At 57.6% G+C, this 24452-nt stretch carries 26 protein-coding genes; 8 read left to right on the top strand and 18 right to left on the bottom strand.

Features of this window, described 5'->3' with window-relative positions; translation table 11 throughout:
• The first annotated feature begins 52 nt into the window (after window positions 1-52).
• Window positions 53-841 carry a type I methionyl aminopeptidase gene (gene map, locus COL8621_RS00380; protein ID WP_093966840.1) on the top strand — a complete coding sequence of 263 codons (789 nt, stop codon included), beginning with the start codon at window positions 53-55 and terminating at the stop codon, window positions 839-841.
• Between the two features lie 4 nt (window positions 842-845).
• Here map and COL8621_RS00385 read toward each other — a convergent pair whose 3' ends face one another.
• The 4 genes from COL8621_RS00385 to COL8621_RS00400 all read right to left on the bottom strand — a co-directional run bounded on the left by COL8621_RS00385 (window position 846) and on the right by COL8621_RS00400 (window position 5703).
• The gene (locus COL8621_RS00385) at window positions 846-3125 is read right to left on the bottom strand and encodes a DUF1963 domain-containing protein (RefSeq protein ID WP_093965162.1); all 2280 of its coding nucleotides are present in this window, start codon (window positions 3123-3125) and stop codon (window positions 846-848) included.
• Window positions 3126-3293: 168 nt separating this feature from the next.
• Entirely contained in the window at window positions 3294-3938 is a 645-nt protein-coding gene (locus tag COL8621_RS00390) for an HAD family hydrolase (RefSeq protein ID WP_093965164.1), read from the bottom strand.
• Window positions 3935-4501 (bottom strand): 16S rRNA (guanine(966)-N(2))-methyltransferase RsmD, encoded by a 567-nt coding sequence (gene rsmD / locus COL8621_RS00395; protein ID WP_093965166.1) that lies wholly within the window; start codon window positions 4499-4501, stop codon window positions 3935-3937. Before rsmD ends, COL8621_RS00390 begins: the two co-directional genes overlap by 4 nt.
• Entirely contained in the window at window positions 4498-5703 is a 1206-nt protein-coding gene (locus COL8621_RS00400) for an NAD(P)/FAD-dependent oxidoreductase (protein ID WP_093965169.1), read from the bottom strand. Before COL8621_RS00400 ends, rsmD begins: the two co-directional genes overlap by 4 nt.
• Window positions 5704-5790: 87 nt before the next feature.
• Between COL8621_RS00400 and COL8621_RS00405 the strand changes: the two genes are divergently transcribed.
• Both COL8621_RS00405 and COL8621_RS00410 read left to right on the top strand, forming a co-directional pair.
• Entirely contained in the window at window positions 5791-6279 is a 489-nt protein-coding gene (locus COL8621_RS00405; protein ID WP_093965171.1) for a peroxiredoxin, read from the top strand.
• Between the two features lie 216 nt (window positions 6280-6495).
• Window positions 6496-7365, top strand: coding sequence for a delta-class carbonic anhydrase (locus COL8621_RS00410; RefSeq protein WP_235823661.1), 870 nt, complete (start codon window positions 6496-6498; stop codon window positions 7363-7365).
• Window positions 7366-7425: 60 nt separating this feature from the next.
• Here COL8621_RS00410 and COL8621_RS00415 read toward each other — a convergent pair whose 3' ends face one another.
• From COL8621_RS00415 to COL8621_RS00445, 7 genes are all read right to left on the bottom strand, one after another.
• A complete protein-coding gene (locus COL8621_RS00415) occupies window positions 7426-8280 on the bottom strand; it encodes a mechanosensitive ion channel family protein (protein ID WP_093965173.1) in 855 nt (284 codons plus the stop codon).
• On the bottom strand, window positions 8280-8576 hold the full coding sequence (locus COL8621_RS00420; RefSeq protein ID WP_093965176.1) for a 4a-hydroxytetrahydrobiopterin dehydratase: 297 nt from the start codon (window positions 8574-8576) through the stop codon (window positions 8280-8282). Before COL8621_RS00420 ends, COL8621_RS00415 begins: the two co-directional genes overlap by 1 nt.
• Window positions 8573-9757, bottom strand: coding sequence for a GNAT family N-acetyltransferase (locus COL8621_RS00425; RefSeq protein WP_093966842.1), 1185 nt, complete (start codon window positions 9755-9757; stop codon window positions 8573-8575). The genes COL8621_RS00420 and COL8621_RS00425 overlap by 4 nt, the downstream gene beginning before the upstream one ends.
• A 50-nt stretch (window positions 9758-9807) precedes the next feature.
• Entirely contained in the window at window positions 9808-10572 is a 765-nt protein-coding gene (locus COL8621_RS00430) for a glycerophosphodiester phosphodiesterase family protein (RefSeq protein WP_093965178.1), read from the bottom strand.
• Window positions 10569-11033, bottom strand: coding sequence for a RidA family protein (locus tag COL8621_RS00435; protein ID WP_093965181.1), 465 nt, complete (start codon window positions 11031-11033; stop codon window positions 10569-10571). Before COL8621_RS00435 ends, COL8621_RS00430 begins: the two co-directional genes overlap by 4 nt.
• Window positions 11034-11098: 65 nt before the next feature.
• Window positions 11099-12406 carry an HlyD family type I secretion periplasmic adaptor subunit gene (locus COL8621_RS00440; protein ID WP_093965182.1) on the bottom strand — a complete coding sequence of 436 codons (1308 nt, stop codon included), beginning with the start codon at window positions 12404-12406 and terminating at the stop codon, window positions 11099-11101.
• Window positions 12403-14139: a type I secretion system permease/ATPase gene (locus tag COL8621_RS00445; RefSeq protein ID WP_093965185.1), complete on the bottom strand. Its 1737-nt coding sequence runs from the start codon at window positions 14137-14139 to the stop codon at window positions 12403-12405. Before COL8621_RS00445 ends, COL8621_RS00440 begins: the two co-directional genes overlap by 4 nt.
• 262 nt (window positions 14140-14401) lie before the next feature.
• On the opposite strand from COL8621_RS00445, the gene COL8621_RS00450 reads away from it, so the two are divergent.
• Window positions 14402-15058 (top strand): MlaA family lipoprotein, encoded by a 657-nt coding sequence (locus COL8621_RS00450; protein WP_235823663.1) that lies wholly within the window; start codon window positions 14402-14404, stop codon window positions 15056-15058.
• Window position 15059: 1 nt separating this feature from the next.
• A complete protein-coding gene (locus tag COL8621_RS00455; protein WP_235823665.1) occupies window positions 15060-15653 on the top strand; it encodes an MlaC/ttg2D family ABC transporter substrate-binding protein in 594 nt (197 codons plus the stop codon).
• A 44-nt stretch (window positions 15654-15697) separates the two neighbouring features.
• Here COL8621_RS00455 and COL8621_RS00460 read toward each other — a convergent pair whose 3' ends face one another.
• The gene (locus COL8621_RS00460) at window positions 15698-17647 is read right to left on the bottom strand and encodes a transglycosylase domain-containing protein (protein ID WP_235823780.1); all 1950 of its coding nucleotides are present in this window, start codon (window positions 17645-17647) and stop codon (window positions 15698-15700) included.
• On the opposite strand from COL8621_RS00460, the gene COL8621_RS19260 reads away from it, so the two are divergent.
• The 3 genes from COL8621_RS19260 (at window position 17640) to COL8621_RS00470 (ending at window position 19845) form a co-directional block, all read left to right on the top strand.
• A complete protein-coding gene (locus tag COL8621_RS19260; RefSeq protein WP_235823667.1) occupies window positions 17640-17891 on the top strand; it encodes a hypothetical protein in 252 nt (83 codons plus the stop codon). The two genes, COL8621_RS00460 and COL8621_RS19260, sit on opposite strands and share 8 nt — an antisense overlap.
• Before the next feature lie 243 nt (window positions 17892-18134).
• A complete protein-coding gene (locus COL8621_RS00465; RefSeq protein WP_093965194.1) occupies window positions 18135-18473 on the top strand; it encodes a P-II family nitrogen regulator in 339 nt (112 codons plus the stop codon).
• Window positions 18474-18510: 37 nt separating this feature from the next.
• Window positions 18511-19845 carry an ammonium transporter AmtB gene (locus tag COL8621_RS00470; protein WP_093965197.1) on the top strand — a complete coding sequence of 445 codons (1335 nt, stop codon included), beginning with the start codon at window positions 18511-18513 and terminating at the stop codon, window positions 19843-19845.
• 86 nt (window positions 19846-19931) lie between these two features.
• Here the strand turns inward: COL8621_RS00470 and COL8621_RS00475 are convergent, their stop codons facing one another.
• The 6 genes from COL8621_RS00475 to dapA all read right to left on the bottom strand — a co-directional run bounded on the left by COL8621_RS00475 (window position 19932) and on the right by dapA (window position 24391).
• Complete coding sequence (locus COL8621_RS00475) at window positions 19932-21116, bottom strand: amino acid aminotransferase (protein ID WP_093965199.1); 1185 nt, start codon at window positions 21114-21116, stop codon at window positions 19932-19934.
• A gap of 5 nt (window positions 21117-21121) precedes the next feature.
• The gene (gene sseA, locus COL8621_RS00480) at window positions 21122-21973 is read right to left on the bottom strand and encodes a 3-mercaptopyruvate sulfurtransferase (RefSeq protein WP_093965202.1); all 852 of its coding nucleotides are present in this window, start codon (window positions 21971-21973) and stop codon (window positions 21122-21124) included.
• A 98-nt stretch (window positions 21974-22071) separates the two neighbouring features.
• Window positions 22072-22365: a hypothetical protein gene (locus tag COL8621_RS00485; protein ID WP_093965205.1), complete on the bottom strand. Its 294-nt coding sequence runs from the start codon at window positions 22363-22365 to the stop codon at window positions 22072-22074.
• 128 nt (window positions 22366-22493) lie between these two features.
• Window positions 22494-22970: an SsrA-binding protein SmpB gene (smpB, locus tag COL8621_RS00490; RefSeq protein ID WP_093965207.1), complete on the bottom strand. Its 477-nt coding sequence runs from the start codon at window positions 22968-22970 to the stop codon at window positions 22494-22496.
• A gap of 44 nt (window positions 22971-23014) precedes the next feature.
• Window positions 23015-23509, bottom strand: coding sequence for an SAM-dependent methyltransferase (locus tag COL8621_RS00495; protein ID WP_093965210.1), 495 nt, complete (start codon window positions 23507-23509; stop codon window positions 23015-23017).
• 6 nt (window positions 23510-23515) lie between these two features.
• A complete protein-coding gene (gene dapA / locus COL8621_RS00500; RefSeq protein WP_093965212.1) occupies window positions 23516-24391 on the bottom strand; it encodes a 4-hydroxy-tetrahydrodipicolinate synthase in 876 nt (291 codons plus the stop codon).
• Window positions 24392-24452 lie beyond the last annotated feature (61 nt).

A 24452-nucleotide genomic window follows, 5' to 3' on the forward strand; every position in this document is an offset into this window, starting at 1 on the left:
TAGTTTGCCAAAGTCGAAGGAGTTACCATTGGACGAAGGCGCCAAAGGCCGCATGACGCGGGACGGTATCAGAATTTACGAACCTGCGGATTTCGCGGGGATGCATGCGGCCGGGAAACTGGCCGCTGAAATTCTGGATGAGATCGCGGAATTTGTTGTCGTCGGTCAGACGACAGGCGAACTGGATCGTATCATCACCGAAAAGGTGACGGCGGCTGGCGCGACCTCGGCCACGATTGGCTATAAGGGGTATCAGCATGCCTCGTGTATTTCGGTCAATCACGTGGTGTGTCACGGCATCCCCGGCGACAAGCGGCTGAAGGATGGCGACATCCTGAATATCGACGTCACAGTGATTGTCGATGGATGGTTCGGTGACACAAGCCGCATGTATGTGGCTGGCAAGCTGTCGCGCAAAGCAGAGCGTTTGATCGACGTGACTCATGACGCCCTGATGCGCGGGATCGAAACGGTTAAGCCGGGCAATACCTTCGGCGATATCGGCCACGCGATCCAAAGCTTCGTCGAAGGCCACCGGATGAGCGTTGTTCGCGACTTCTGTGGTCATGGGCTTGGCCGCGTGTTCCACGCGCCGCCCAATGTGCTGCACTATGGCCGCGCTGGGACTGGCCCGGTGTTGGAAGAAGGCATGTTCTTTACCATCGAGCCGATGGTGAACCTTGGTCGCCCAGAAACCAAAGTGCTGGCCGATGACTGGACCGCCGTAACGCGCGACAAATCCTTGTCTGCGCAGTTCGAGCATTCGGTCGGTGTGACCGCCACAGGGTTTGAGATTTTCACCTCATCCCCTGCGGGTAAGTTCCACCCCACTTGGGGCTGACGCGCTAAAAGCCCGCCGTTGCCCCATACGCCCGGTCAAAGCGGAGTTCTTTCAGGTCTTCGGGCATGATCCAGAACTCTGCCATACCGAGGTCGCAGAACATAAAGCCCATGCCATAGTCGCTGTCCAAGGTTAGCAATTTGATGCCGCCTTGTTCAGTGCTGTTGGTTTTCGACTGTGTCGCACCAAGCAGAATATGTTCTGACTGATTGGGGCTTGGGGCCAGCGTGCCTGCATAGCAGGAAAAGACTTCTGGGCCCAAACAGTCGCGAATTGATTTGTCTGTCACCGCTTTCTGCGCAGACTGAAGCAAGGTCGTGCCGATCGCGCGTTCGGCCATGATGTGGAAGCCTAGCTTGCCATGACGCGCTTGGGTTTGAAGCCAGTCAATCACCGCCTTGCGCATTTCCGGTTCTAGCGGCGTCTTGTCAGGGGTGTCGGCGATGTCGCTGCAAAACTTGTTAATTTCCTCAAGCAGGTCGTTCAGGTCGCGCGATGTTGCGTCATTACGCGCCTGCTCTTCCTCGTTCTTGGGGGCGCGCAGTTTCATGGTTTCTTGCCGCTGCGCCACTTCTTGCGCCAGTGCCAGCCCGATGCCTTTGATCACCGCACCGCAATAGGGAAAGCGCGGACCACGAGAGGACGGATCAAACGAGACCGTTTTCAGCGGTTTCCCGGCATCGTCCGTTGCCAAGTGGTGGACATTTTCGGTGGGTCTTTCATCAACACTGAACAGGCGTGTTTGCGTGTTGTTTTGTTGCTCGGGAAGAAGCCCGGAAAGCTGGTTGTTAAGCGCCTGTTGGGCATGTGAGGCCAGATCGGGGTTGGATCGTTCCTGATCTGGGGACATGCTGAAAGTATTCACCGGATGATAGGTGACGGGCCATTTGGCGTATTCTTTCACGCCCTTCCTCGCAAAGTACCCGGACGGCTCGCCGTAGGCATGGTTAATTTCGGGAAGCAAATCGGGCAGTTCGGCTTCTTGGTTTGTTACCTGATCGGCGGGCACATAAACGACGCGGGTTGCGGCCGGTGCGTCGGGCGTATCTTCCCACACCATTTCCTCGTCCAGATCTGCAAAGAACATAAGTTGCCCTTCAGCGGGCAGCACGGAGGTTGCCTCTGACTTTGGAAGGTCGCTGCAGTCAATCTGCGCAAGGAAATGCATTGGCAGGCCAGTTTCGCCATGCAACGGCCACGCGATAGAGGATGGCAGGCAAGGGCGGCCACCAAGATAGCTGTGCCCGGTTGCTTCCTGACCAATGGGCCACAGTCGCCGCAGATAGATACCGGGAACGCTCTGTGCGTCCAAAAGCGCTGCGATTTCGCCGGAGGGCTGATCGGCTTCTTGGGCTTCGGTGCAAGGCGCTGGACCCTCTTCGGTAAGTTCAACCAACTGACGCGCACGCCGCAGGATGTCGGCAAATTTACGATGGCTGCGCCGCTTGCGCTCATAGTCACGATCAGAACCTTCGATGGCGACGCCAAGGGCGATCAGGCGCCGCTGATAGCCAAGCGGCAAGAACCGTACATTCACCGGACGCTCTGCCATATCCACGGCATTGAACATGCTTGTGGCGACGGCCCACAAATAGGCCTTTGGTTTCGCCGGTTTCCCCCCGTGCGTGCGAGGTTCTTCCGAATAATATAGATACCAGTGCGCACCCGGATCGGACTTGCCGATTTGGGCCAATTCTTCGACGTGGCGAATTTTCTTTTGCCAAAGAACATCAGAGACCAAACGGTTCCAGCTTCGTGCCATCCGCGCCAAAATGCCTGGATTAGTGCCGGCATTCAGGGTCCGTGCGTTTACGGCGAAGGCCAGATTCAAAAACTGCAGCTGCTTTTCTTCCGGCACGCGCTCGGCGCTTACGGCAAGCTTTTGCAACAGCCGTTTGGGCGACAGTGGATATTGGAAGACTGGCGGCGACGTTCGATTGGTCGCTCGAAGCGACTTGAACATTGTTTCAAGTCTTTTTGCTTCTTCGGGATCACTGGCATCGAACGTCAAGTTGAAGTGTTCGGCGATTTTATCAGCCAGCACTTCGACCTTCTTATGATGCCGTGGGTTGCCAGAATACCAACGGAACTTAAGCAAAAGCCTAGTCGCCTTTGACCCAAATCGCCGAAGCATTGCCTCCCGGATGCTAAGCCCGACAAGGATCGCAATTAGGATGATAAGGACCGGAAGCAAGACGATTGAAAGGGTGCTGCCCTTTAGAAACGGAACAAAGGGGAAGATCGCAAACGGTAACGCAATATAAACAAAAACTCGAAAAAGCATGGGGCGGCCCTTTGAACGCAATTTACTATGTTATCGCTCACGCAATCATGGCGTGCATAAGCAGTCAATAACATATCAAGAGACGCCACATTCTTTTGGCGCGTGTTGCCGTAGTGCTTTGATCATAAAGTAAAAAAATCAGAATGTGTTAGCTGTCTTAGCGTGGGCTCAAACGCCTAGCTTTGCCAACAGATCCGCCATCGAAGCAACGGGTTCCGCCCCTTCGTCAGCCAGACGATCGGGGGCGGTGCGTTCGGCAAATCCAAAGCAGCGCATCCCGGCCCGTCGCGCCGCGATACACCCGGCGGGGCTGTCATCGACCACAGCACAATCCGTTGCCGCAACCCCCAATGCCTTGGCCGCGATCAGAAATAGCTGAGGGTCGGGTTTGGCTGTTTCGTAGGTATGCGCTGAAAAAATACGCCCCCCGAACCGCTGTTTCAGCCCGGTTTGACCAAGCGTGATGTCCATCTTTTCTTCACTGCCGTTCGATCCGACCGCGTAGGGAATATTCGCCGCATCCAACCTGTCCAGAACCGTATCAATGCCCTGCACTTTGGGCGTGCCTTGGCGAAGGCTGGCGTAGATTTCTGAATAGATCTCGTCGATCCAGTTGTCGGGCAGGTCCGCGCCCATTTCGCGCGCGCGATCCCCGACAGAACGCATTGCGCCACCGATGAACAGGTGCTCACACTCGTCCTGCGTCAATGGAAGGCCGTGCCGCTTTAGGTTTTCGACCAGGATGACATTGCTTTGCGGTTCGCTATCGACCAGCACGCCGTCGCAGTCGAAAATCACAGCTTTTGGGGTCATGTTGTGCCTGCCTGCAGGATAGAGATGTGGGTATCGCCGTATTTACGTTGGTCCAAAAGGGTGAAACCAGCGGGAGCGTCTTGTGGCGTGCTTTCCTCCCAAACGATCAGGGCGTCGTCGGCCAACCAGCCACCAGTTTCGGCAGCGGTCAGCGCCTTTGCGCCCAGCCCTTTGCCATAGGGGGGGTCCAAAAAGACAAGGTCGTAGGGCGTATCTGTATTCTCACCCAGCCGTGTCGCATCGCGCCGGTTTAGTGTGGTCACGCCTTCGGCACGGCATTTGCGGATGTTTTCCTGAATCAACGCGCGCGCCTTGTTGCCGTCATCGACAAACGTAACATGCGTCGCGCCGCGCGATAGCGCCTCTAACCCCAGCGCCCCGGTGCCCGCGAACAGATCCAGCACCCGCGCGTCGGCCACCGGATTGCCGTAGCCACCGTTCAAAAGCAGGTTAAACAGGCTTTCGCGCACACGGTCGGTCGTGGGGCGCAGATGCGCACCGGCATCCCCTTTGCCCACGGATGCAAGCGTTAGCCCGCGATGCTTTCCGGCAATGATCCTCACGCTTTTAGCAGGGGTTTAAGTTCGGTCGCCGGATCAGCGATCAGGTCAGGGGATGGTGATTTTCCCATTTCCAAAAGGCGCTTGCCGATCATATAGGCGCGTGGGTCGTTCATCGCATCGACCGCCAACAGCGTTTCACCCGCATAGTACCAGTGCGATTGGCCATCACCGTCATTGCGCACGACAACGCGGTCGTATCCGGTGTTCAACCCGGCGATTTGCAGCTTCACGTCATATTGGTCGGACCAGAACCAAGGGTAAGGGGCATAGGCTTTTTCAGCCCCCAACATGTTTGCGGCCACAAGTTCGGCCTGATCAATGGCGTTCTGCACGCTTTCCAGCCGCATGCGATTGCCTTTGTATGGGAACGAGGCGCAATCCCCCGCGGACCAAATTACCGGGTCAGACGTGCGGCCAAATTCGTCAACCGCGATCCCGTTATCGATGGTTACGCCCGCGGCCTCGGCCAGCTCTGTGGCGGGCGTGATGCCAACGCCGACGATGACGAAATCCACATCCAGTACCGTGCCATCGCTAAGCTCTGCCCCGGTAACGTGCCCTTCGCCCAACAGGCGCGTCAGCCCAACACCTTCGCGCATGTCGACGCCATGGCCTTTGTGAAGGTCGCGGAAAAAGTCGGAGGTTTCAGGGGCGGCGACGCGTTGCAGAATACGGTCGGCCATTTCCACCAAGGTAACGTTCAGCCCGCGCGATGCGGCGACAGCGGCCGCCTCTAGCCCGATGTACCCACCGCCGATGATCAAAACACGCGCGCCTTCGACACAGGCGGGGGCCATTTCATCCACATCAGCCAAGGTGCGCACCACGTGCACGCCTTCAAGCGTGCCGCCGATGGAACCGGGCAGGCGGCGCGGGACGGATCCGGTGGTCAGGGCCAGCTGGTCATAGGCAATAGCCTTGCCGCCAGCGACGACCACTTTGTCTGCGCGATCAATCGAAACGGCTGTGTCGCTTAACAACAGATCGATTCCGTTGTCCTGATAAAAACTCTCCGGCCGCAGATAGAGCCGTTCGACCTCCATCTCGCCCAGCAAATATTTCTTGGAAAGGGGCGGGCGTTGATAGGGGGGCACGCCTTCTTCGCCGATCAGGGTGATTTTACCAGTGAAATCCAGCGCTCTAAGCTTCGCAACCAATGCACTTCCGGCCTGTCCTGCACCGATCACAACAATATGAGACATATTAAATGTCCTTTTCTTTCTGGCCCCTGTTCGCAGGGAACCTATAACTTCAGTTAAGCCCATAGCAATCCGTGAGGAGGATGCAAAATGACGATTTCCGTTGGTGATAAGCTGCCAGAGGCGACTTTCGTGAAAATTGGGGCCGCTGGCCCCGAAGCGGTTTCCCTTGGTGACAAGCTGTCCGGCCGCAAAGTGGTGATCTTTGCTGTGCCCGGCGCGTTCACCCCGACCTGCCATTCCGCGCACATGCCCAGCTTTATCCGCACGCGCGCCGCGTTTGCCGACAAGGGCATCGATGAGGTGATCTGCGTTTCCGTCAACGACCCGTTCGTGCTGCAAGCATGGGACGAGGCGACCGGTGCAACCGCTGGCGGCGTGACCGTTCTGGGCGACGCAGGCAGCGAGTTCACCAAAGCCATCGGCATGGATTTTACCGCACCCCCTGCTGGCCTCATGGCCCGTTCCAAACGCTATGCGATGTATGTCGAAGACGGTGTCGTGAAGGTGCTGAACGAAGAAGCCAGCCCCGGCGAATGCGAGATTTCAGCAGGCGAGTCCCTGTTGGACGCAATCTAAATCGATCCGGGGCGCCTTAGGGCGCCCCAATCTTTTCGGATGGATGCTTGGATCAACGCACTCACGAAGGCGATACCGCTGACGCGAGGTGAGGCAAAACTTTGTCAATAATGTGTCAAAAATAGTTGCATTGTGGATGCTGCTTTTGCCATGGTGTGTTCGATATCAAAGCAGCCTCCGGTTGCACAGCCAAACTAACTTCTCGTAGGAGTAACTGTGAATACAATATCTTATGCAATATGCGCCGCGGCCATCGCGGCGGGTGGTTATGCGGCCTACGACTATTTTGTCGCCGGTTCACATGACAACGTTTCGGATACGGTTATTGCTGAACAGCGTGCAGCGCTTGCAGCGTCAACCGCTGGTGCTGGGTTCGGGCCTCAATCTCCTCGCGATATCGATGCGATTGAAGGTGTGAACGCTGTCACGTTCGACATTTCGCCCACGCGGACGACGATGAATCTTTGCAATATTCATTTCCATGAAAATGCCGAACACAAGGGCGGCGAATTTACGACCTATGCCGGTAATGGCGACGGTCACGGATACGGCACCGGTTTTAAATACGACGGCGAACTGGCCGAGGCAGAGCTGGCCCCAGTTGGTACGACAATTGGCGCAAGCGATCACGGCGATTTGGTGCCCGGCGACACAATCGAAATTCATTTCGTGCATTCATCGGCGGCGGTCAGCCCTGGCCCAACCCTTGGCGCGTGCGTCAGCGATGATGGCACCACCCCACAACTGCGCGTGGACACGGTCGTTGCCGTGTTGGTCAACGAAACCAGCGCGGCGAATTTCTTAGAGATGGCAAAGATTGAGCAGGTCGGTGATCTGTATCAGGTGACACAGCTTCCAACCGATCTTGGAACGCCTGTGGTCTATGCCGGTTCTACGACCGGTCCGGGCTATAACGAAGAAGGGTCGCCTTATAAGGTGACGTGGAGCGTAAGCCCGAAGGTCATAAAGCTCGACATCAACTCGCTTGCGACTTGGCTTTCAGACAACCCGTTCGACGAGGATCACGCCCACGGTGTGCGGAACCTTGTGTTGAACAAAGACCTGCTGTCCCCGATCACGAACTAAGGGGTCGGCGAATATTGTGCTGCCACCGCGGGGTGGCAGCACGTTACGCTTTGGGCGTGCCTAAGCTTCGGCACCTTGTTGCATGACCATCGTGCGGGTGGGGAATGGGATGTCGATACCGCCTTCATCCAACGCCTCTTTCACCTTGCGCTTCATGTCGGCCTGATAGGCGAAATAATCACCTGAATTCACCCAGACGCGCGCCAGAAAATCAACCGAGCTGGCGTTCAGGTTATTGACCTGCACAAACGGTGCGGGTTCTGGTCGGCTGCGTGGATCGGCCATGATCGTATCGCGAATGATCTTTTCCGCATCCGCAAGGTTCGCGCCATAACCCACGCCAAATATCCATTCCGCACGGCGGGTGTCATAGACCGAATAGTTGGTGATCGTGTTTCCCCAAACTTGGGCGTTGGGGATGATGATCTGCACGTTCCCGGTCGACGCCAGTTCGATAAAGTTCAGGGTGATGTCTTTGACCGTGCCGCTTTGGCCGTTCACCTCTACGAAATCGCCGGTTTTGATGGGGCGAAAGAAGATAATCATCACGCCCGCCGCCACGTTCGAAAGCGTACCCTGAAGCGCCAGACCAATGGCTAGACCCGCAGCACCGATAACAGCGACCAATGAAGTGGTCTGAATGCCGAAGGTGTTCAGGACGATCAGAACCGTGAAGCCCAACACCGCGTATCGCGTGATGTTGCCCAGAAAGTTGAACAGGGTTTCATCCAGCCGCGCGTGTTTTTCACCAAGTGCGCGGATGCGCCCGCTGGCCCATCGCGACAGCATCATGCCGGCAAACAGGATCAGGATCGCAGCAATAACGTTGCCAGTGATCGAGGCCAGAAATTCCAGCGTCAGCACATCGCCCAGCGTTTTGCCGTCGATGATTTCGGTCGTAAGTAGCTTTTCCATCAGTCTGCCAGTTGGTCCATTTTTCTTGCGAGTTTCACGTCAAGGTCGCTAAGCCCGCCCGCATCATGTGTCGTCAGCGTGACTTCAACGGTTTTATAGACGTTTGCCCATTCTGGGTGGTGGTTCCATTTTTCGGCCCAAATGGCAACGCGTGTCATCCAGCCGAACGCATCAATGAAATTGGCGAAGGCGAAGGTTTTGGCGATGGCGTCGCGCCCTTCGGCCATGTTCCACCCGTTTTCCAGCAAAGGGGCTAGGGCGGCATCGCGGGCGGTTCCGGTCAGTTTTTCGGTCATTCGTCCTCCGACGTGGTTTTTTTGAACGGGCCATAGCTGGTTAAGATTTCAATCTCTTCGTCCACGGCTTCGCGTTCCGCGTTTAGATATTCGCCAATTGCGCGGGCAAAGCCCTGATCGGCGACCCAATGCAGCGAATGGGTTGTTACCGGCAGATACCCACGCGCCAGTTTGTGTTCACCCTGTGCGCCAGCTTCGACCCGGCCAAGCCCGTGGGCAATCGCATAGTCGATCGCCTGATAATAGCACGCTTCGAAATGCAGGCAGGGGTGGTCTTCGATTGCGCCCCAGTAACGCCCAAAAAGCACGTCCCTGCCAACAAAGTTCAACGCACCGGCCACGTATTGCCCATCCCTTTCCGCCATAATCAGCATCATGTCATCGCGCATGGTTTCCTGCGCTATGTCGAAGAACGCACGAGTCAGGTAAGGGGTTCCCCATTTTCTTGCGCCGGTGTCCTGATAAAAGCGCCAGAAGGCATCCCAATGTTCTGGCTCAATCTGATCGCCGGTCAGCGCGTGGATGCGCCCGCCAAAGGCTTGGGCCGTGGCGCGCTCTTTTCGGATGTTCTTTCGCTTGCGCGAAGAGAGTGTGGCCAGAAAATCGTCAAACGTGGTGTAGCCGTTGTTCACCCAGTGGAACTGTTGCGTGATGCGGTGCATCAGGCCCATCTGTTCACCGGCGATGGCCTCTTCTTCGGTGCAAAACGTGATGTGGACGGATGAGATGCTGTTTTCAGCGGCCAGTTGCACGGCCCCCTGAACCAACGCAGCCTGCGCCATTTCCTGAAATTCAGGGCGCACCAGAAACCGCCGCCCGGTGGCGGGGGTGAAGGGCACGGCAATCTGGAATTTCGGGAAATACCGCCCGCCTGCACGTTCATAGGCCTGCGCCCAGTTGTGGTCGAAAATATATTCGCCCTGACTGTGGCTTTTCACATAAAGCGGCGCGGTGCCGATCAGCCCGCCCCCGGCTCGTGCGGCCAAATACCGTGGCTGCCAGCCGGTTCCCTGACCGACAGAGCCGCTTTCTTCCAGCGCGGACAGAAAGCGATGCGTGGTAAACGGATCAACGGGTCGCCCACCATCAGCGGTTTCAGGGCTGGCGCAGGCATCCCATTCCTCTGCCGAGATGTCGGAGAGGCTGTTGAAGATACTGATTTCGATCTGAGTGTCTGACATCGGGCCCCGGCGCTGACTTTCTTTAATACTTGTGCCGCGCTGCGGCGTGGTCAAGGTAGGGCGGCTTTGTATCCTTCGAAGGTAATGTTGTCGGCCACCTGACGGGCCGTGGCCTCGTCCGAGGTTGAGCGGATCGTCCAGCACAAGACCTTGGCGCCTGCTGATTTCAGTTCTGCCACGCGCGGGTCTTTCAGGTCTTGCCAGCCGTGGCTGATGAAGCTGGCCCCGACATCGCGGTAATCCGGTATCGTGCGCAGCTTTGCGCGTGTCGGTTCGGGCAACAGCGGCCAATCCTCGGCGTGATAGCCGCAGGTGGTGATCCCGCGCGGACGGTTGGGCGCGGATTTTGCCAAAGCGAACACTGAATGTGGGTTGAACGACATCAACGCAACATCGCCCTGATAGGCTTTCAGGTCATCGGCAACCGCGTCTTCAAGCGCGCCAACGTTTGGGCCCATCACCCCGTCCTGATCCTTAATCTCAATCAACAGTGGCACATGCCCGGCAACTTCGGCCAGAACGGCGGCCAATGTCGGCACTGCTTCGTTACCACCCAGTAACCCAATCTGGGCAAGCTCAGCGGCGCTGCGCTGGCGAATGGGGCCTTTGTGCGCGGTCAAACGCCCAAGGTCATAATCATGAAAGACCATCGCCACACCGTCGGCCGAGGGCTGAACATCAATTTCGATGCCATAGCCCGCAGCCACCGCCGCGCGAATAGCAGCGATGGAGTTTTCGGGCCGCCCCTGCGCCTTGTCATGAAAGGCGCGGTGGGCCAGCGGGGTGGTTAAAAGGGCGTTGGGCAGCGCGGTCATTTGAGTTCGAAAATGCCTTCGATCTCAACCGCGACGCCAAAGGGCAACGAAGCCGCGCTGACCGCCGAACGGGAATGGCGCCCGATGTCGCCCAACGCTTCGACCAGAAAATCAGACGCACCGTTCACCACCTTAGGCTGGTCGCCAAATGCGGGGGTGGAATTCACAAAACCGGTCAGCTTTACCACGCGCGCCAAGCGGTCCAAGTCGCCATCACAGGCGGCTTTGACTTGGGCCAACAGGCCGATCGCACAGGTCTTGGCGGCGTTTGCGCCGGCCTCTGCGGCCATGTCTTCGCCAAGCTTGCCTGTGATAAAGCCGTTTTCATCCATCGAAACCTGGCCAGACACGTACACCAAGTTGCCGGAAATCACGTAAGGTACGTAATTCGCGGCAGGTGCGGGCGCTTGGGGAAGGGTCACGCCAAGTTCGGCCAGACGGGCCTCAATCTTATTGCTCATCCAATTGCTCCTTCTAAGGTTTGCGCTGACGCTAACGGCAGGCGACGGCGCAAGAAACCTTAAAGTTAGCTTTCGCGGAAGGCGCGGTTGAAATAATCGGCAAGCGGTTTGATCAGATAAGCCAGCGGTGAGCGGTCGGATGTGCGAATGAACGCTTCGACGGGCATGCCGGGCACGATCTTCAACTCTCCCAGCTTTTCCACTTCACCTTCGCCAAGCACGATTTCGGCCCGGTAAAAGCTGGCCTGCGTGCGTTCATCCACAAACGCATCAGCGGAGACTTTGGTAACAAAGCCTTCAAGTTCCGGGGTGGTGCGGCTGTCAAACGTCGCAAATCGCACGATCACGGGTTGGGTGACGAACACCTCGTCCACGTGGATCGGATCAACGCGCGCAGCGATCACCAAGGGGCGATCTTGGGGTACGATATAAAGAACCGGTTCCGCCGCCTGAATGACCGAGCGTTGGGCGAATACCGTCAGGTCATAGACTATGCCAGGAACGGGTGATCGGATTTCCAGCCGGTTCAGTTGTTCGCGCAGCGATTGGCGGCGTTCGATCAGCTCCAGCTCGCGGTATTGTAGATCGCGCAGTTGGCTGATCGCCTCTTCGCGCCGCGTGGTGCCCAGTTTCAGGATTTCGATATCGATCTCGGTTATTTGCCCTTTGGCTTGGGCAACGCTGGCCGCCAATTCACCAACTTCGCCCAACAGGCGGGCGTCTTCGCGTTGCAGCGACAACACCCGCGAGGCTTGCGCCAGCCCCTTGTCCAACAAGCTTTGCTGATCGACCAATTCCTGACCGATCAAATCCAGCTGCGATTGCAGCGCAACCTGCTGTGCCTGAATGCCGATCACCTGATCAGCAATCTGGGCGCGGCGTTTTTCAAGTTGTTCGGTCTCTTTCAGAAGGCTTTCTTCGCGGGCTTTGAAAAGCCGGGTCTGGCCGTCGGTCAGTTCTGCGACCTTTGGGCGCTCAGCAGCGACGGCGGTAAGTTCATCGTTGAACGTCACGGTGGGCTTGCCATCACGTTCCGCCGTCAGACGGCCACGGCGGGCCATGACTTCGAACAGTTGGCTTTCAACAATCGCGAATTCCGACGCAAGAAGGGATGAATCCAGTTCGATCAGAACCTCACCGGCTTCGACAAACTGGCCTTCTTCCACGTCGATCTTGGCGACAACGCCGCCGTCGGGGTGCTGAACGACCTGCCGGTTTTGATCAACTTCGATCTGGCCACCGGCGACGATTGCGCCAGAAATGTTGGCCATTACCGCCCAAGTGCCGAAACCACCCAGCAGCAACAACAGCGCGATGAAGCCAAGGGTCAGCGGCGCGCGCGCAGACCATTTGCGGGGGGGCGTCTGGGTCATGTCACGCCTCCGCTGCCGGTAGAGCGTTTAATCTCGCCATAGTTTTTAACCATTGATTTTAGCACCTCGTCGCGCGGGCCAAAGGCTTTGCGTGCGCCAGCTTCCAACACCAGAAGCATTTCACATTCTTGGATGGCGGCAGGGCGGTGCGCCATGATCAAAATTGACCCACCCTCTGCCTTCATCTGGCGGATGGCCGCGTTCAGGGCCTCGGACCCTTCGCTATCAAGGTTGGAATTCGGTTCGTCCAACACCAGAAGCACGGGGTTGCCGTACATCGCACGGGCCAAACCGATACGTTGCATTTGCCCGCCCGAAAGCCGCCCCCCAGCCGAGGAAACGCGTGTGTCATACCCGTCGGGAAGGCGGACGATCATATCATGCGCTGCGGCCTTTTTGGCGGCGGCGACAACCATGTCTGGGTCTGGGTTCAAGGCCAGCTTGGCGATGTTTTCGGCAATGGTGCCATCAAACAGCGTAACCCGCTGCGGCAGATAACCGATGTGGCTGCCCAAGACATCTGGGTCGTATTGATCAAGCGATGCACCATCCAACCGGATGCGCCCACCAGCAGGGCGCCACACACCCGTCAGGGCCCGCGCCAACGTTGACTTACCTGACCCAGATTGCCCGATCACCCCAAGCGCCTGGCCGGGTTCCAGTTTGAACGCCACCATGCGCAATGCGGCCTGCTGTTCGCCGGGGGGTACGACGGTTAGCTGTTGCACCTCTAACAGGGCTTTGGGGCGTGGCAGGGGGGTGCGTTCAGGGTCTTCTGGGATATCGGCCAAAAGCTCTCCGAGTTCGTTCCAGCCCTTCGCGGCCGCCTGAAGCAGGGACCATTGGCCAATGACCTGTTCAACCGGTGCCAGTGCGCGCCCCATCAGGATAGAGGCGGCAATCATCCCGCCAGCGGTCATCTCTCCGTGCAGAACAAGATAAGCACCAAGCCCAAGCATGGCCGATTGCAGAAACATGCGCAGGGTCTTGGTTGTGGTGGTAAAACCGCCTGCGCGGTCATTGGCTGTCAGTTGAAGCTCTTGCGCCTTAACGCGCGCGATCTCCCACCGCTCAAAGGCGGCGCCTTGCATGCCAAGGCTGCGCACGGCTTCGGCCTCGGCGCGAAGTTGCGTGGCCAGATGATCCGCCTGATTGGACGAAAGCGCAGCTTCCAAAGCAGGGGCGCGGGTGCGCCAGCGGTTCAGAATAGCAACTGCAATCAGAATGAAGCCACCCGTCAACGCCAAGACACCTAGCCATTTCTGAAAGATAAAGATCCCAAGCAGAAAGATCGGTGTCCAAGGGATGTCAAAAAACGCCATCAGCGCGGGCGAGGACATGAACCGTTGCACGGCTTCTAGGTCGCGCAACCCGGATGCGGGCGGTTCGTTCCCTTTGGCAACGGCCGCTTTGCGTAAGACCGCGGAAAAGACCCGTGCGTCCAGCAACGACTGAAAGCGCGCGGCTGCGCGCGCCATCACACGGCTGCGCGCGTGATCCAGCAGGCCCATCATCAGGAACAGGAAGGCCACAAGGACCGCAAGCGCCAACAGCGTTTCTTCGGACCGGCTGCTTAGAACGCGGTCATAGACCTGAAGCATAAACAGCGGGCCGGTCAGCATCAGCAGGTTTACGAAAATACTGAACAGAAGCACGGCGCCGAACAGCCCCGCGCTTGCACGGCGCGCGTTCCGCAGCTCTGTTAGGCCCTTTTCAAGCTCTGACTGTCGCATGGGTGCTTGTGTTCCTGTCTTGTCCACACCTGCGGTGCGGAGACTCGCCTATGTCACCTCTTGGCCACAGCATTGTGTTGCATCGCCAAGCGCTCTGGGTTTCTTTTCACTCGTCACTATGTTGCGCAAGACTATGAACCTGAAGTTGAGAAATCCATTGTCAGTTTGGCGACTTTTTAGAAGTGATGTTTTTAGGCCCGGTGTCGCAATCCTTGCCGTATCGGTATTGGGTGCATGTAGTACGCCCGAAAATGCCGGTGACGTGCGCGACCCGTTTGAGGCACAGAACCGTGACGTTCACGAAATCAACCGTGACCTAGACAAGAACATTGTCCGCCCGGTTTCACAAGCTTACGGAACCGTGGTTCCTGAGCCCGTACGGCGCAGCGTTGGCAACTTTTCGTCCAACTTGGATCTGCCGGGCTTTGTGCTGAATGACCTGCTGCAGCTTAGACTGGACGATGCCGTCAACAACGCGGGCCGCTTCCTGTTCAATTCGACGATCGGTCTGGCGGGTCTGTTCGATCCGGCCAGCACAATCGGAATGTACGAACGCGATACCGATTTCGGTGAAACGCTGCACAAATGGGGCGTGGGTGAAGGCGCGTATGTAGAACTGCCACTGCTTGGCCCATCAACAGAAAGAGACACTGTCGGTAAGGTGGTTGATTACCTTTCCAACCCAACCCGCGCTTTCGTTCCCGTCGATGTTCGCAATGTGGATACGGTCGCGGGCGTCGCTGATCTTTTGGGTGATCGATATAAATTCTCGGATTCGGTTGATTCAATCCTATATGAAAGCGCAGATAGCTATGCGCAGGCGCGGCTTTTGTATCTGCAAAACCGCCGCTATGAGCTTGGCGGAGTAACCGGTGAACCCGAATACCTTGATGTTTACGAGGATCCCTATGCACAATGATATGACACGACGCACAGCCCTTGCGGGTCTTTTGGCCGTTCCCACGGCCATGGCCTTTCCAAGTGGCGCGCTGGCCCTGAACACGGCGCAGGCCAAATCTTTGATTGATAGTGTCGTTACGGAAATCAACGCGATCATCAACTCGGGCAAATCCGAAACCCAGATGTATGCGGCCTTTGAAAAGATTTTCGCACGCTACGCTGATGTCCCGATCATCGCGCGTTCAGCGCTGGGCGTTGCTGCACGTTCGGCAAGCGCGGCGCAAATGAACACGTTCACCACTGTGTTCCGCGGATACATTTCGCGCAAATACGGCAAACGCTTCCGCGAATTCATCGGTGGCCGTCTGGAAGTTAACGACGCCCGTCAGGTGAAAAGCTTTTACGAGGTGAAAACAACCGCCTTCCTAAAAGGTGAATCGCCGTTCGAGGTGGTGTTCCTTGTCTCTGACAAAAGCGGCAAGAACCTGTTCTTCAACCTGTTCATCGAAGGGGTGAACATGCTTGCATCGGAACGCACGGAAATCGGCGCAATGCTTGATCGTCGTGGTGGTAATATCGACAAGCTGATCGCTGACCTGAAGACCGCCGGTTAAGCCCACACTATTCTGAAACGGGGCCCGTACCGCCGGTGCGGGCCCTAGTTGTTTCCAAGGATAGACTTCAGCACCTCAAGCAAAACACGTTCTGCCGGGTCGTCCTGCTTTTTCTTCTTTTTCTTTTTCTGCTTTTGAGGCTGTGCCTGCGCCTGAGGGGCGGGTTTAGGATCAATCGGAATGATCATCGGCAATTGCCGCGCCGGTAGCCCGTCGTGAACCCGAAGCATCGTTTCACGCCAGATGTCAGCAGGAAGCCCACCACCCGTGACCCCGGTCAGCGGCGTGTTGTCATCATACCCCATCCAAACGCCAGCCACGTAATCGGCGGTGAAGCCGATAAACCACGCATCGCGCGCGGCCTGTGTTGTGCCGGTTTTACCCGCCGCTTCGCGGTTAGGAAGCTTCGCGCGTTTTCCGGTGCCGCCGTCGATGACTTCGTTCATCATATAGATGAGGCTATAGGCGGCGTTTTCTGAAATGACGCGTTCGCCCATGCCGCCTTCTTGATTGATCAGCGGTTCTTCTTCGCCCTGAAGGCGCAGTTCGATCAGGCCGTAGGGTTTCACGCTGCGCCCGCCGTTCAGGATGCCAGCGTATGCGCCGGTCATTTCCAACAACGTCGATTCTGACGTTCCAAGGGCAATCGCGGGGCCAACGGCCATATCGCTTTTGATACCGAAATCTTCGGCGACCTTCAGCACGTTATCGCGGCCCACGGATTCAGACACGCGGATCGCAGGAATATTCAGCGAATGTTTCAGCGCCTCTGTCAGCGTCACACGGCCCTTGAAATCCTTGGTGTAGTTCTTGGGCGTGTAGGGCCCGGAACCCGGCACGTTAAGCGTTATCGGTTCATCCACCACCGTTGCGTTCGGGGTAAAGCCAAGGTCCATCGCGGCGGCATAGACGAAGGGCTTGAACGCCGACCCCGTCTGACGCAACGCCATCGTCGCGCGGTTGAACGCGCCGGACACTTTGGTTTTGCGCCCGCCAACCATGGCGCGCACGGCCCCGTCAGCCGACATCACCACAATGGCGGCCTGCGCTTTCGACCCTTCGCGGACCTTGTTGTCGAACACCCACTTCAAGGCATCCTCGGCCGCTGTCTGCAGGCGTGGATCAAACGTAGACCGAATAATCACGTCTTCGGTGGTTTCGCTGGTCAGGAAGTTTGGCCCTGCCTCCATCACCCAATCGGCGAAATAACCGCCTGCGCGTGCTGCGGCCGCGTCGGACAGTGCGGCAGGGTTCGCGCGGGCATTATCTGCCTGTGATTTAGTCAGATAACCCTGATCTTCCATCAAACCGACAATCACATTTGCCCGGTTTTGCGCCCGTTCAAGGTTGTTCGTCGGCGCATAGGTCGATGGCGCTTTCAGCAAACCGGCCAACATCGCGGCCTCTGCGGCGTTCACTTCGTTGGCGGATTTTCCGAAATAGCGTTCGCTTGCCGCCTCAAACCCGCGCGCGCCCGCGCCAAGGTAGGCGCGGTTCAGGTAAATGGTCAGAACCTCGTTCTTGGAATACCGCGCTTCCATCGCCATGGCATAGACGGCTTCTTTGATCTTGCGCCACATGGTCGTGCGGCGGCAGTCCGTTTCATAGGCGTTTTCGTCTTTCCATTTCGTCGCATCAAACGGCACGCCAAGGCACAACAGCTTGGCCGTTTGCTGGGTGATCGTGGACCCGCCGTGACCAGAAAGCGGGCCACGCCCTTCGCGCAGGTTGATGCGCACAGCGCTGGCAACGCCACGCGGGCTGACGCCGAAATGTTTGTAAAAGCGTTTGTCTTCGGTCGCGATCACAGCATTTTTAAGTGCTGGGGCAACGGTTTCCGCAGTGATCTGCCCGCCGAACTGATCGCCGCGCCATGCGAATACCTTGCCGTCACGGTCCAACAGGGTGACAGACCCGCGCGTGCGGGCATCCAGCATTTCGGTCACTGGCGGCAGGGAGGCATAGAAATAGAACACGGCCAAGCCGATGATCATCGCAACCACGGCCGTTACCCGCCAAGTGATGCGCCAGATCAGGCCCAACACCCAGCCGATTATCTTCCGGAAAAACGCCACAATAGGGTTCCGGTTTGTCTTGGCTGCCTTCGGCTTCGTTTTCCGGCGGGCGCTCTTTGGCGCGGGTTTTTTAGCCGGTTTTTTCTTCGTAGGATTTCGCCGCTCGGCCACCAATGGTGGTTTCTTTCCGCCCGTCGCGCCCATACTCACCCCGAATTACTAACTGCTCTCAAATCCAGAATATCGGACCTGACTCAGAATGTGGAGCGCCAACCCCGCAGTTAAAGAGGGTTTCTATTGCGCCTACATTTTAATCAAACGCATTGATTTGTGCAAAAATTGTGCAGCATGCCATGTTTTATGTCACCTAAGAGTTGTGGCCTTTCTTGAGTCAGCGGCCCGAACACGCCCTTGTGACCGACGTGAATATCCCCGCAGGGAATCTGCACAACGGAAGGGTAACGACGTGAAATTGATCATTGCAGCAATCAAGCCGTTCAAGCTGGAGGAGGTAAGGGAAGCCCTCACCGCCATCGGTGTGCGTGGCATGATGGTGACAGAGATTAAGGGCTTCGGCTCGCAGTCCGGTCACACAGAAATTTACCGTGGCGCTGAGTACGCCGTGAATTTTGTTCCTAAGGTCAAGCTGGAGATCGTGGTCTCCGCAGCTATGGCCGATCAGGTGGTGGAAACCATCGCAACCACCGCCAAGACCGACAAGATCGGCGACGGCAAGATCTTCGTCCTTGATGTGAACCAAGCTGTTCGCGTGCGGACGGGCGAAACGAATGATGACGCGCTCTGAGTGAGCAGCGACGATCCTCTAGAAAGGATAAGGACAGATGAACTTTAACAAACTTCTTCCCATCGCGGCCGCTGCTGTCGTGATGCCCTCGTTGGGCCTAGCCCAAGAGGCAGAGGTGCCGGCGGCGGTTCCGACCGATGTTGTATTCATTCTGAACTCGGTACTGTTCCTTGTGGGCGGTTTCCTGGTGTTCTGGATGGCGGCTGGCTTTGCCATGCTCGAAGCAGGCTTAGTACGCGGCAAAAACGTAACCATGCAGTTGATGAAGAACGTGGCGCTGTTTTCGCTGGCGTCGATCTTCTATTACCTGATCGGCTATAACCTGATGTACCCACTGGGTGACTGGGCGATTGAAGGCGTATTCTCTGCGCTGTTCCCAGCAGTGGGCGTTCTGGAAGCTGTTGGCGTTGGCGCTGACGCGGTTGACGACTATGGCTATGCTGCAACCGGCTCCGACTTCTTCTTCCAGCTGATGTTCTGTGCGGCGACGGCATCGATCGTTTCGGGTGCTTTGGCTGAACGTATCAAGCTGTGGCCCTTCCTGATCTTCACGATCATCCTGACCTCCATCATCTACCCGCTGCAGGCGTCGTGGAAATGGGGCGGCGGCTTCTTGGACGAGATGGGCTTCTTGGACTTCGCTGGTTCGACTGTTGTACACTCTGTCGGTGGTTGGGCTGCTTTGGTTGGCGCGCTTATCCTTGGCCCACGTATCGGCAAGTACAAAGACGGCCGTGTAACACCATTCCCCGGTTCTAACCTGACGCTTGCTACGCTGGGTACATTCATCCTGTGGATGGGTTGGTTCGGCTTTAACGGTGGTTCGCAGTTGGCCATGGGTTCGATCGGTGACGTTGCTGACGTTTCGCGCATCTTCTCCAACACGAACGCGGCTGCGGCTGGTGGTGCGATTACTGCGCTGCTGCTGACACAGCTTCTGTACAAAAAGCCTGACCTTACGATGGTACTGAACGGCGCACTTGCTGGTCTGGTTTCCATCACGGCCGAGCCGCTGACACCTTCGCTGGGTGCTGCGACGCTGATCGGTGCTGTTGGTGGCGTAATCGTAGTCTTTGCAGTTCCATTCCTGGACAAGCTGAAGATCGACGACGTTGTTGGTGCGATCCCGGTTCACCTGTTTGCCGGTATCTGGGGCACCATCGCGGTTGTGTTCACCAACTCTGACGCATCCCTGATGACGCAGCTTTATTCCATCGTTGTGGTCGGCATCTTCGTCTGTGTCACATCGGCAATCGTTTGGTTCATCCTGAAAGCGACCATGGGCATCCGTGTAAGCGAAGAGGACGAGATCAACGGTCTGGATATGGCTGAACTGGGTATGGAAGCTTATCCTGAGTTCTCTAAAGGCTAACACCCCTTCCTGTTAGTCAGAGAAAACTGCCCGGGCGTTCGCGCCCGGGCTTTTTTGTGCCGAAATGTTCGAAGTGAAGAAGGCCGTTAGATACCGGTTTGCGCAATTGCGGCAGCAACCAGCGGCACGGTGTCCGTGCTTAGGCCAGCGATGTTCATACGACTGTCGCCAACCATGTAAATCCCGTGATCTTCCCGCAACGCCACCACTTGTTCCGGTGTCGCCCCAAGGCGCGAGAACATGCCGCGATGCTGTGCCAGAAAGCCGAACCTGTCAGACCCCGTCAGGCGGCGCAGTTCGTCGGCCAGTTGGGTGCGTAGCGACAGCATAGAGGTGCGGATACCTTCAAGCTCGGCCTCCCAATCGGCGCGCAGGGCTGGATCGTTCAGTACATTCGTAACCAAGCGCGCACCATGATCTGGCGGGAAGGAGTAGTTCAGGCGGTTAAGTGCGGTCAGGTTTGCCTGTGTGACGTTCCGCGTTGGGCCATCTGCGGCAATGGCCAACAGAACCCCGGCGCGTTCGCGGTAAACGCCGAAGTTTTTCGAACAACTTGCGGCGATCAGAACCTCGGGGCATTGCGCGGCGATCAGGCGGGTGCCTGCGGCGTCTTCGGTCAGGCCATCGCCGAACCCTTGGTACGCGATGTCGATCAGTGGGATAAGGCCGCGTTCCGTCAGCAGGGCGGCGACCTGTTGCCACTCAGGCAATGTTAGGTTCGCGCCCGTCGGGTTGTGGCAACAGCCGTGCAACAACACGATGTCGCCCGCTTGCGCCGTCTGCAGATCGGCCATCATCGCGCCGAAATCAACCGCGCGCGCATCCGCATCGAAATAGCGGTATTCGGCGAACCGAAGGCCAGTGCGCTTGATGATCGGCGGGTGGTTCGGCCATGTGGGGTTAGAGGCCCACACAGTCGCGTTTGGCGCGGCGTCCTTCACCAGCTCAAGCGCGATATGAAGCGCACCAGTGCCGCCAACGGTGGCCGCAGCGGCGATACGGGTGCTTTCAACGCTGTCTGCAAGCACAAGGTCCGCCATCGCGTTGTGGAAGCCTGCATCGCCCGCAAGTGCCGTGTAACTTTTGGAGGTCTCACTATCCCACAAAGCGCGTTCGGCGGCCTTGATGGCGCGCATCACGGGTGTTTCACCCGCCGCGTTGCGATAGACGCCGACGCCAAGGTCAACTTTGTCGGGGCGAGGGTCGGCCTTGAACCGGCCCATCAGCTCTATGATTGCGTCTTCGGGTTGTGGCTTTAGCTGACCCAGCACGGGCTTTATCCTTTTGCGACCTTCAGGTCGTCATACATGCCCCATTCGGACCACGACCCATCATAAAGCGCGTGTTGACGATGGCCGATCCGTTCTAGCGCAAGGTTGATGATTGCCGCCGTAACGCCTGATCCGCAGGTGGTGATCGCCGGCTTAGACAGATCAACGCCTGCGCCTTCCAGCACGGATTTCAGATCAGCGGGGTCTTTCATCGTGCCATCTGCGGCAAATAGCGTGGGGAAGGGCACGTTCTTGGAATTTGGGATGTGACCCGAACGCAGACCGGGGCGGGGCTCTTCGACCTCTCCGCGGAACCGGTCGCCTGCGCGGGCATCAATGATTTCGTAATCACCAAGTTTCGATGCCGCGGCAACCTGTGTCACGTCTTTGATCAGATGTGCCTGACGATGCACCGTCATGTGGCGATCTTTGACAACGGGGGGCAGATCCTCAACCGGGTGCCCTTCGGCTTGCCACTTGGGCAGCCCGCCATCCAGCACGGCGATGTCGGTCTTGCCCATCAGGCGAAACAGCCACCACACCCGTGCAGCGGAAAACATGCCCATGCCGTCATAAACAACAACCTGATGACCGTCGCCCACGCCCATGGCGCGCATGCGGCTCATGAATTTTTCAACGGGTGGGGCGGTGTGAGGCAACGAAGAGCGGTGGTCGCTGATTTCATCAATATCGAAGAAACGCGCGCCGGGAATATGTGCGGCTTCGTATTCGGCCTTCGCATCACGGTTCATGTCGGGCATGTACCAAGACGCATCGAAAAGCCGCAGATCAGGGTCGTTCAGATGCGCAGCCAGCCATTCGGTGGATACGAGGGTTTGGGGGTCATTTGCAGACATCGTCGCCTCCGGGATGCGCGTTCATCGCCACTGATTAAAGCGGCAACCGCGCTGAGGCAAGTCCGGGCGCCCCAACAAAAGGGCACCCGGTCGGAACGTTACTTGGCCATCATGTTCTTCACGATGCCAACAGCCGCCATTACGACGCCGCCGCCAACGCCACCGGATGCCAACTGGCCAACGATCGCACCAATGTCCAATCCGCCAGCCGCGCCTGCAGCTTCTGCAACGCCGCCTGCACCCAGCATGCCAAGCAGCTGACCGCCAATACCACCGCCGACGATACCAGCGATAGAGTTGCCAACTGTGCCAAGGCTAAGGTTCTTCATCAGGCCGCCAGCAACGTTACCGCCGACAGCACCAGAAAGTAGGCTGATGATAAGTTGTTCCATGATAATCTGTCCCTTCCAGCGGGCCAGGACTGTTAAACCAGGTTTAATGCCACCGGAGCCTGACCCCACCTCCGGCCCGCTCATCTTGCCATAAAAATACCCACAACCCCTAAGGGAAGTTTTTCGGCCTATTCCCCGTGGCGTAGAAGGCGAGCTTTTTGGCGCTGCCAATCGCGCTTGGCTTCGGTCGCGCGTTTGTCCTGGTTCTTTTTACCCTTGGCGATGCCGATCTTCAGCTTGGCCATGCCGCGATGGTTGAAATACATCACCAGCGGAACAAGGGTCATGCCTTTACGCTGGGTGTCTGCCCATAGCCGGGCAAGCTCTTTCTTCGAGACAAGAAGCTTGCGCTTGCGGCGTTCTTCATGGCCCCAAGTTTTCGCTTTGTCGTAGGGCGGGATATAGCTGTTGATCAGCCACAGTTCACCGTCTTCGACATTGGCATAGCTTTCGGCGATGTTGGCCTGACCTTCGCGCAGGCTTTTCACCTCGGACCCTTCAAGCATGATTCCGCATTCGAGGTCTTCCTCGATTGCATAATCGTACCTTGCCCGCCGGTTTTCGGCGATGACATTGTAATTCGGGTCTGATTTTTTATTTGCCATGGTTGCACGGATATAGGGTATCCGAAGGCCGGGGAAAAGATGTCTTAGGTCAGTTCGCCCGGCGGCACATCCACGCGCGACAGCCACGGCTTGATATCCAGCAGCGGTGTGTGGTCCAGCACGTCAATCGCATCGATGCCAATCACTCCGGTTTCGTGATCAATTTCGGTGATGCGAACAGTCGACATCGAAATATTATTCGGACGCACCGGGGATCTAAGCGCAAAGGTACCCCGCAGCCCATCGGCGTGGCGCGGCGCCTGTCGGATCAGGTCGCGCCGGGCGCGATCCATCCAGAACAAAAGGATGATGGGTTGACCCACTTCTAGCCCCAACAGGGCCGGGGCGTATTCGGGCCGCAACTCTACACGCGCCGGTTTTCCGGTTTCGCGGGCTTGGCCGATGTTCTTGGGGCAATCGTCCGGCCCCCACGGGGACCGGATTTCACCGATGAATTCCAGCGTCGGGCCGCCGCGCGTTCCGGGTTCGAAATCAAGCATGATTTCGCCGGGGCGGGGCGGTTTCCGATCTGTTGGCATGGCGCGTTAGTTCACCAATCCCGCGTGGCGCATCGCAGCGTCAATGCGGTTACGGGTGGCTTCAGACACGAGCGTCAGTGGCGAGCGCACCTCTTCCAGGCATTTGCCAAGGCGTGACAGCGCGTATTTCGCGCCCGCAACGCCGGGTTCCATGAAGATGGCGATGTGCAGCGGCATCAGGCGGTCCTGATATTCCAGTGCTTTTCTGTAATCACCAGCAAGCGTCGCATTCTGGAATTCGGCGCAAAGCTTGGGCGCAACATTGGCCGTGACCGAAATGCAGCCGGTGCCGCCATGCGCGTTAAAGCCAAGCGCGGTCGCGTCTTCGCCCGAAAGCTGGATGAAATCCGTGCCACAGGTGATGCGCTGCTGCGGTACGCGCGACAGATCGCCGGTGGCGTCTTTCACACCGATGATACGCGGCAGCTTTGCCAGTTCGCCCATGGTTTCAGGGGCCATATCAACGACCGAACGGCCGGGGATGTTGTAGATGATGATCGGCAGTTCACAGCAATCATGCGCCGCCGTGAAATGTGCGATCAGCCCCGCCTGCGTCGGTTTGTTGTAATAAGGTGTTACGATCAGCCCGGCATCCGCGCCCACCTTTTCGGCGTGCTGCATCAGGCGCACGGTTTCGGCGGTGTTGTTCGACCCGGCGCCAGCGATAACCGGAATGCGGCCAGCGGCGGCTTTCACCACCTCTTCCACAACCATTTCGTGTTCAGCATGGCTGAGCGTGGGGCTTTCGCCGGTGGTGCCGACGGGCACAATGCCGTGGCTGCCTTCGGCGACATGCCATTCGACCAGCGCCTTCAGCGCATCGCGATCCACTGCGCCGTCTTTAAACGGCGTCACCAGGGCTGGAATGGACCCTTTGATCATGACACGCTTCCTCCTGTGATTCATGGCTTGGGGTGAGTCGCCCCATATGCAAACGCCGCGG

The sequence above is a fragment of the Actibacterium lipolyticum genome (genome assembly GCF_900184935.1).
GTDB classification, from domain to species: Bacteria; Pseudomonadota; Alphaproteobacteria; order Rhodobacterales; family Rhodobacteraceae; genus Actibacterium_A; species Actibacterium_A lipolyticum.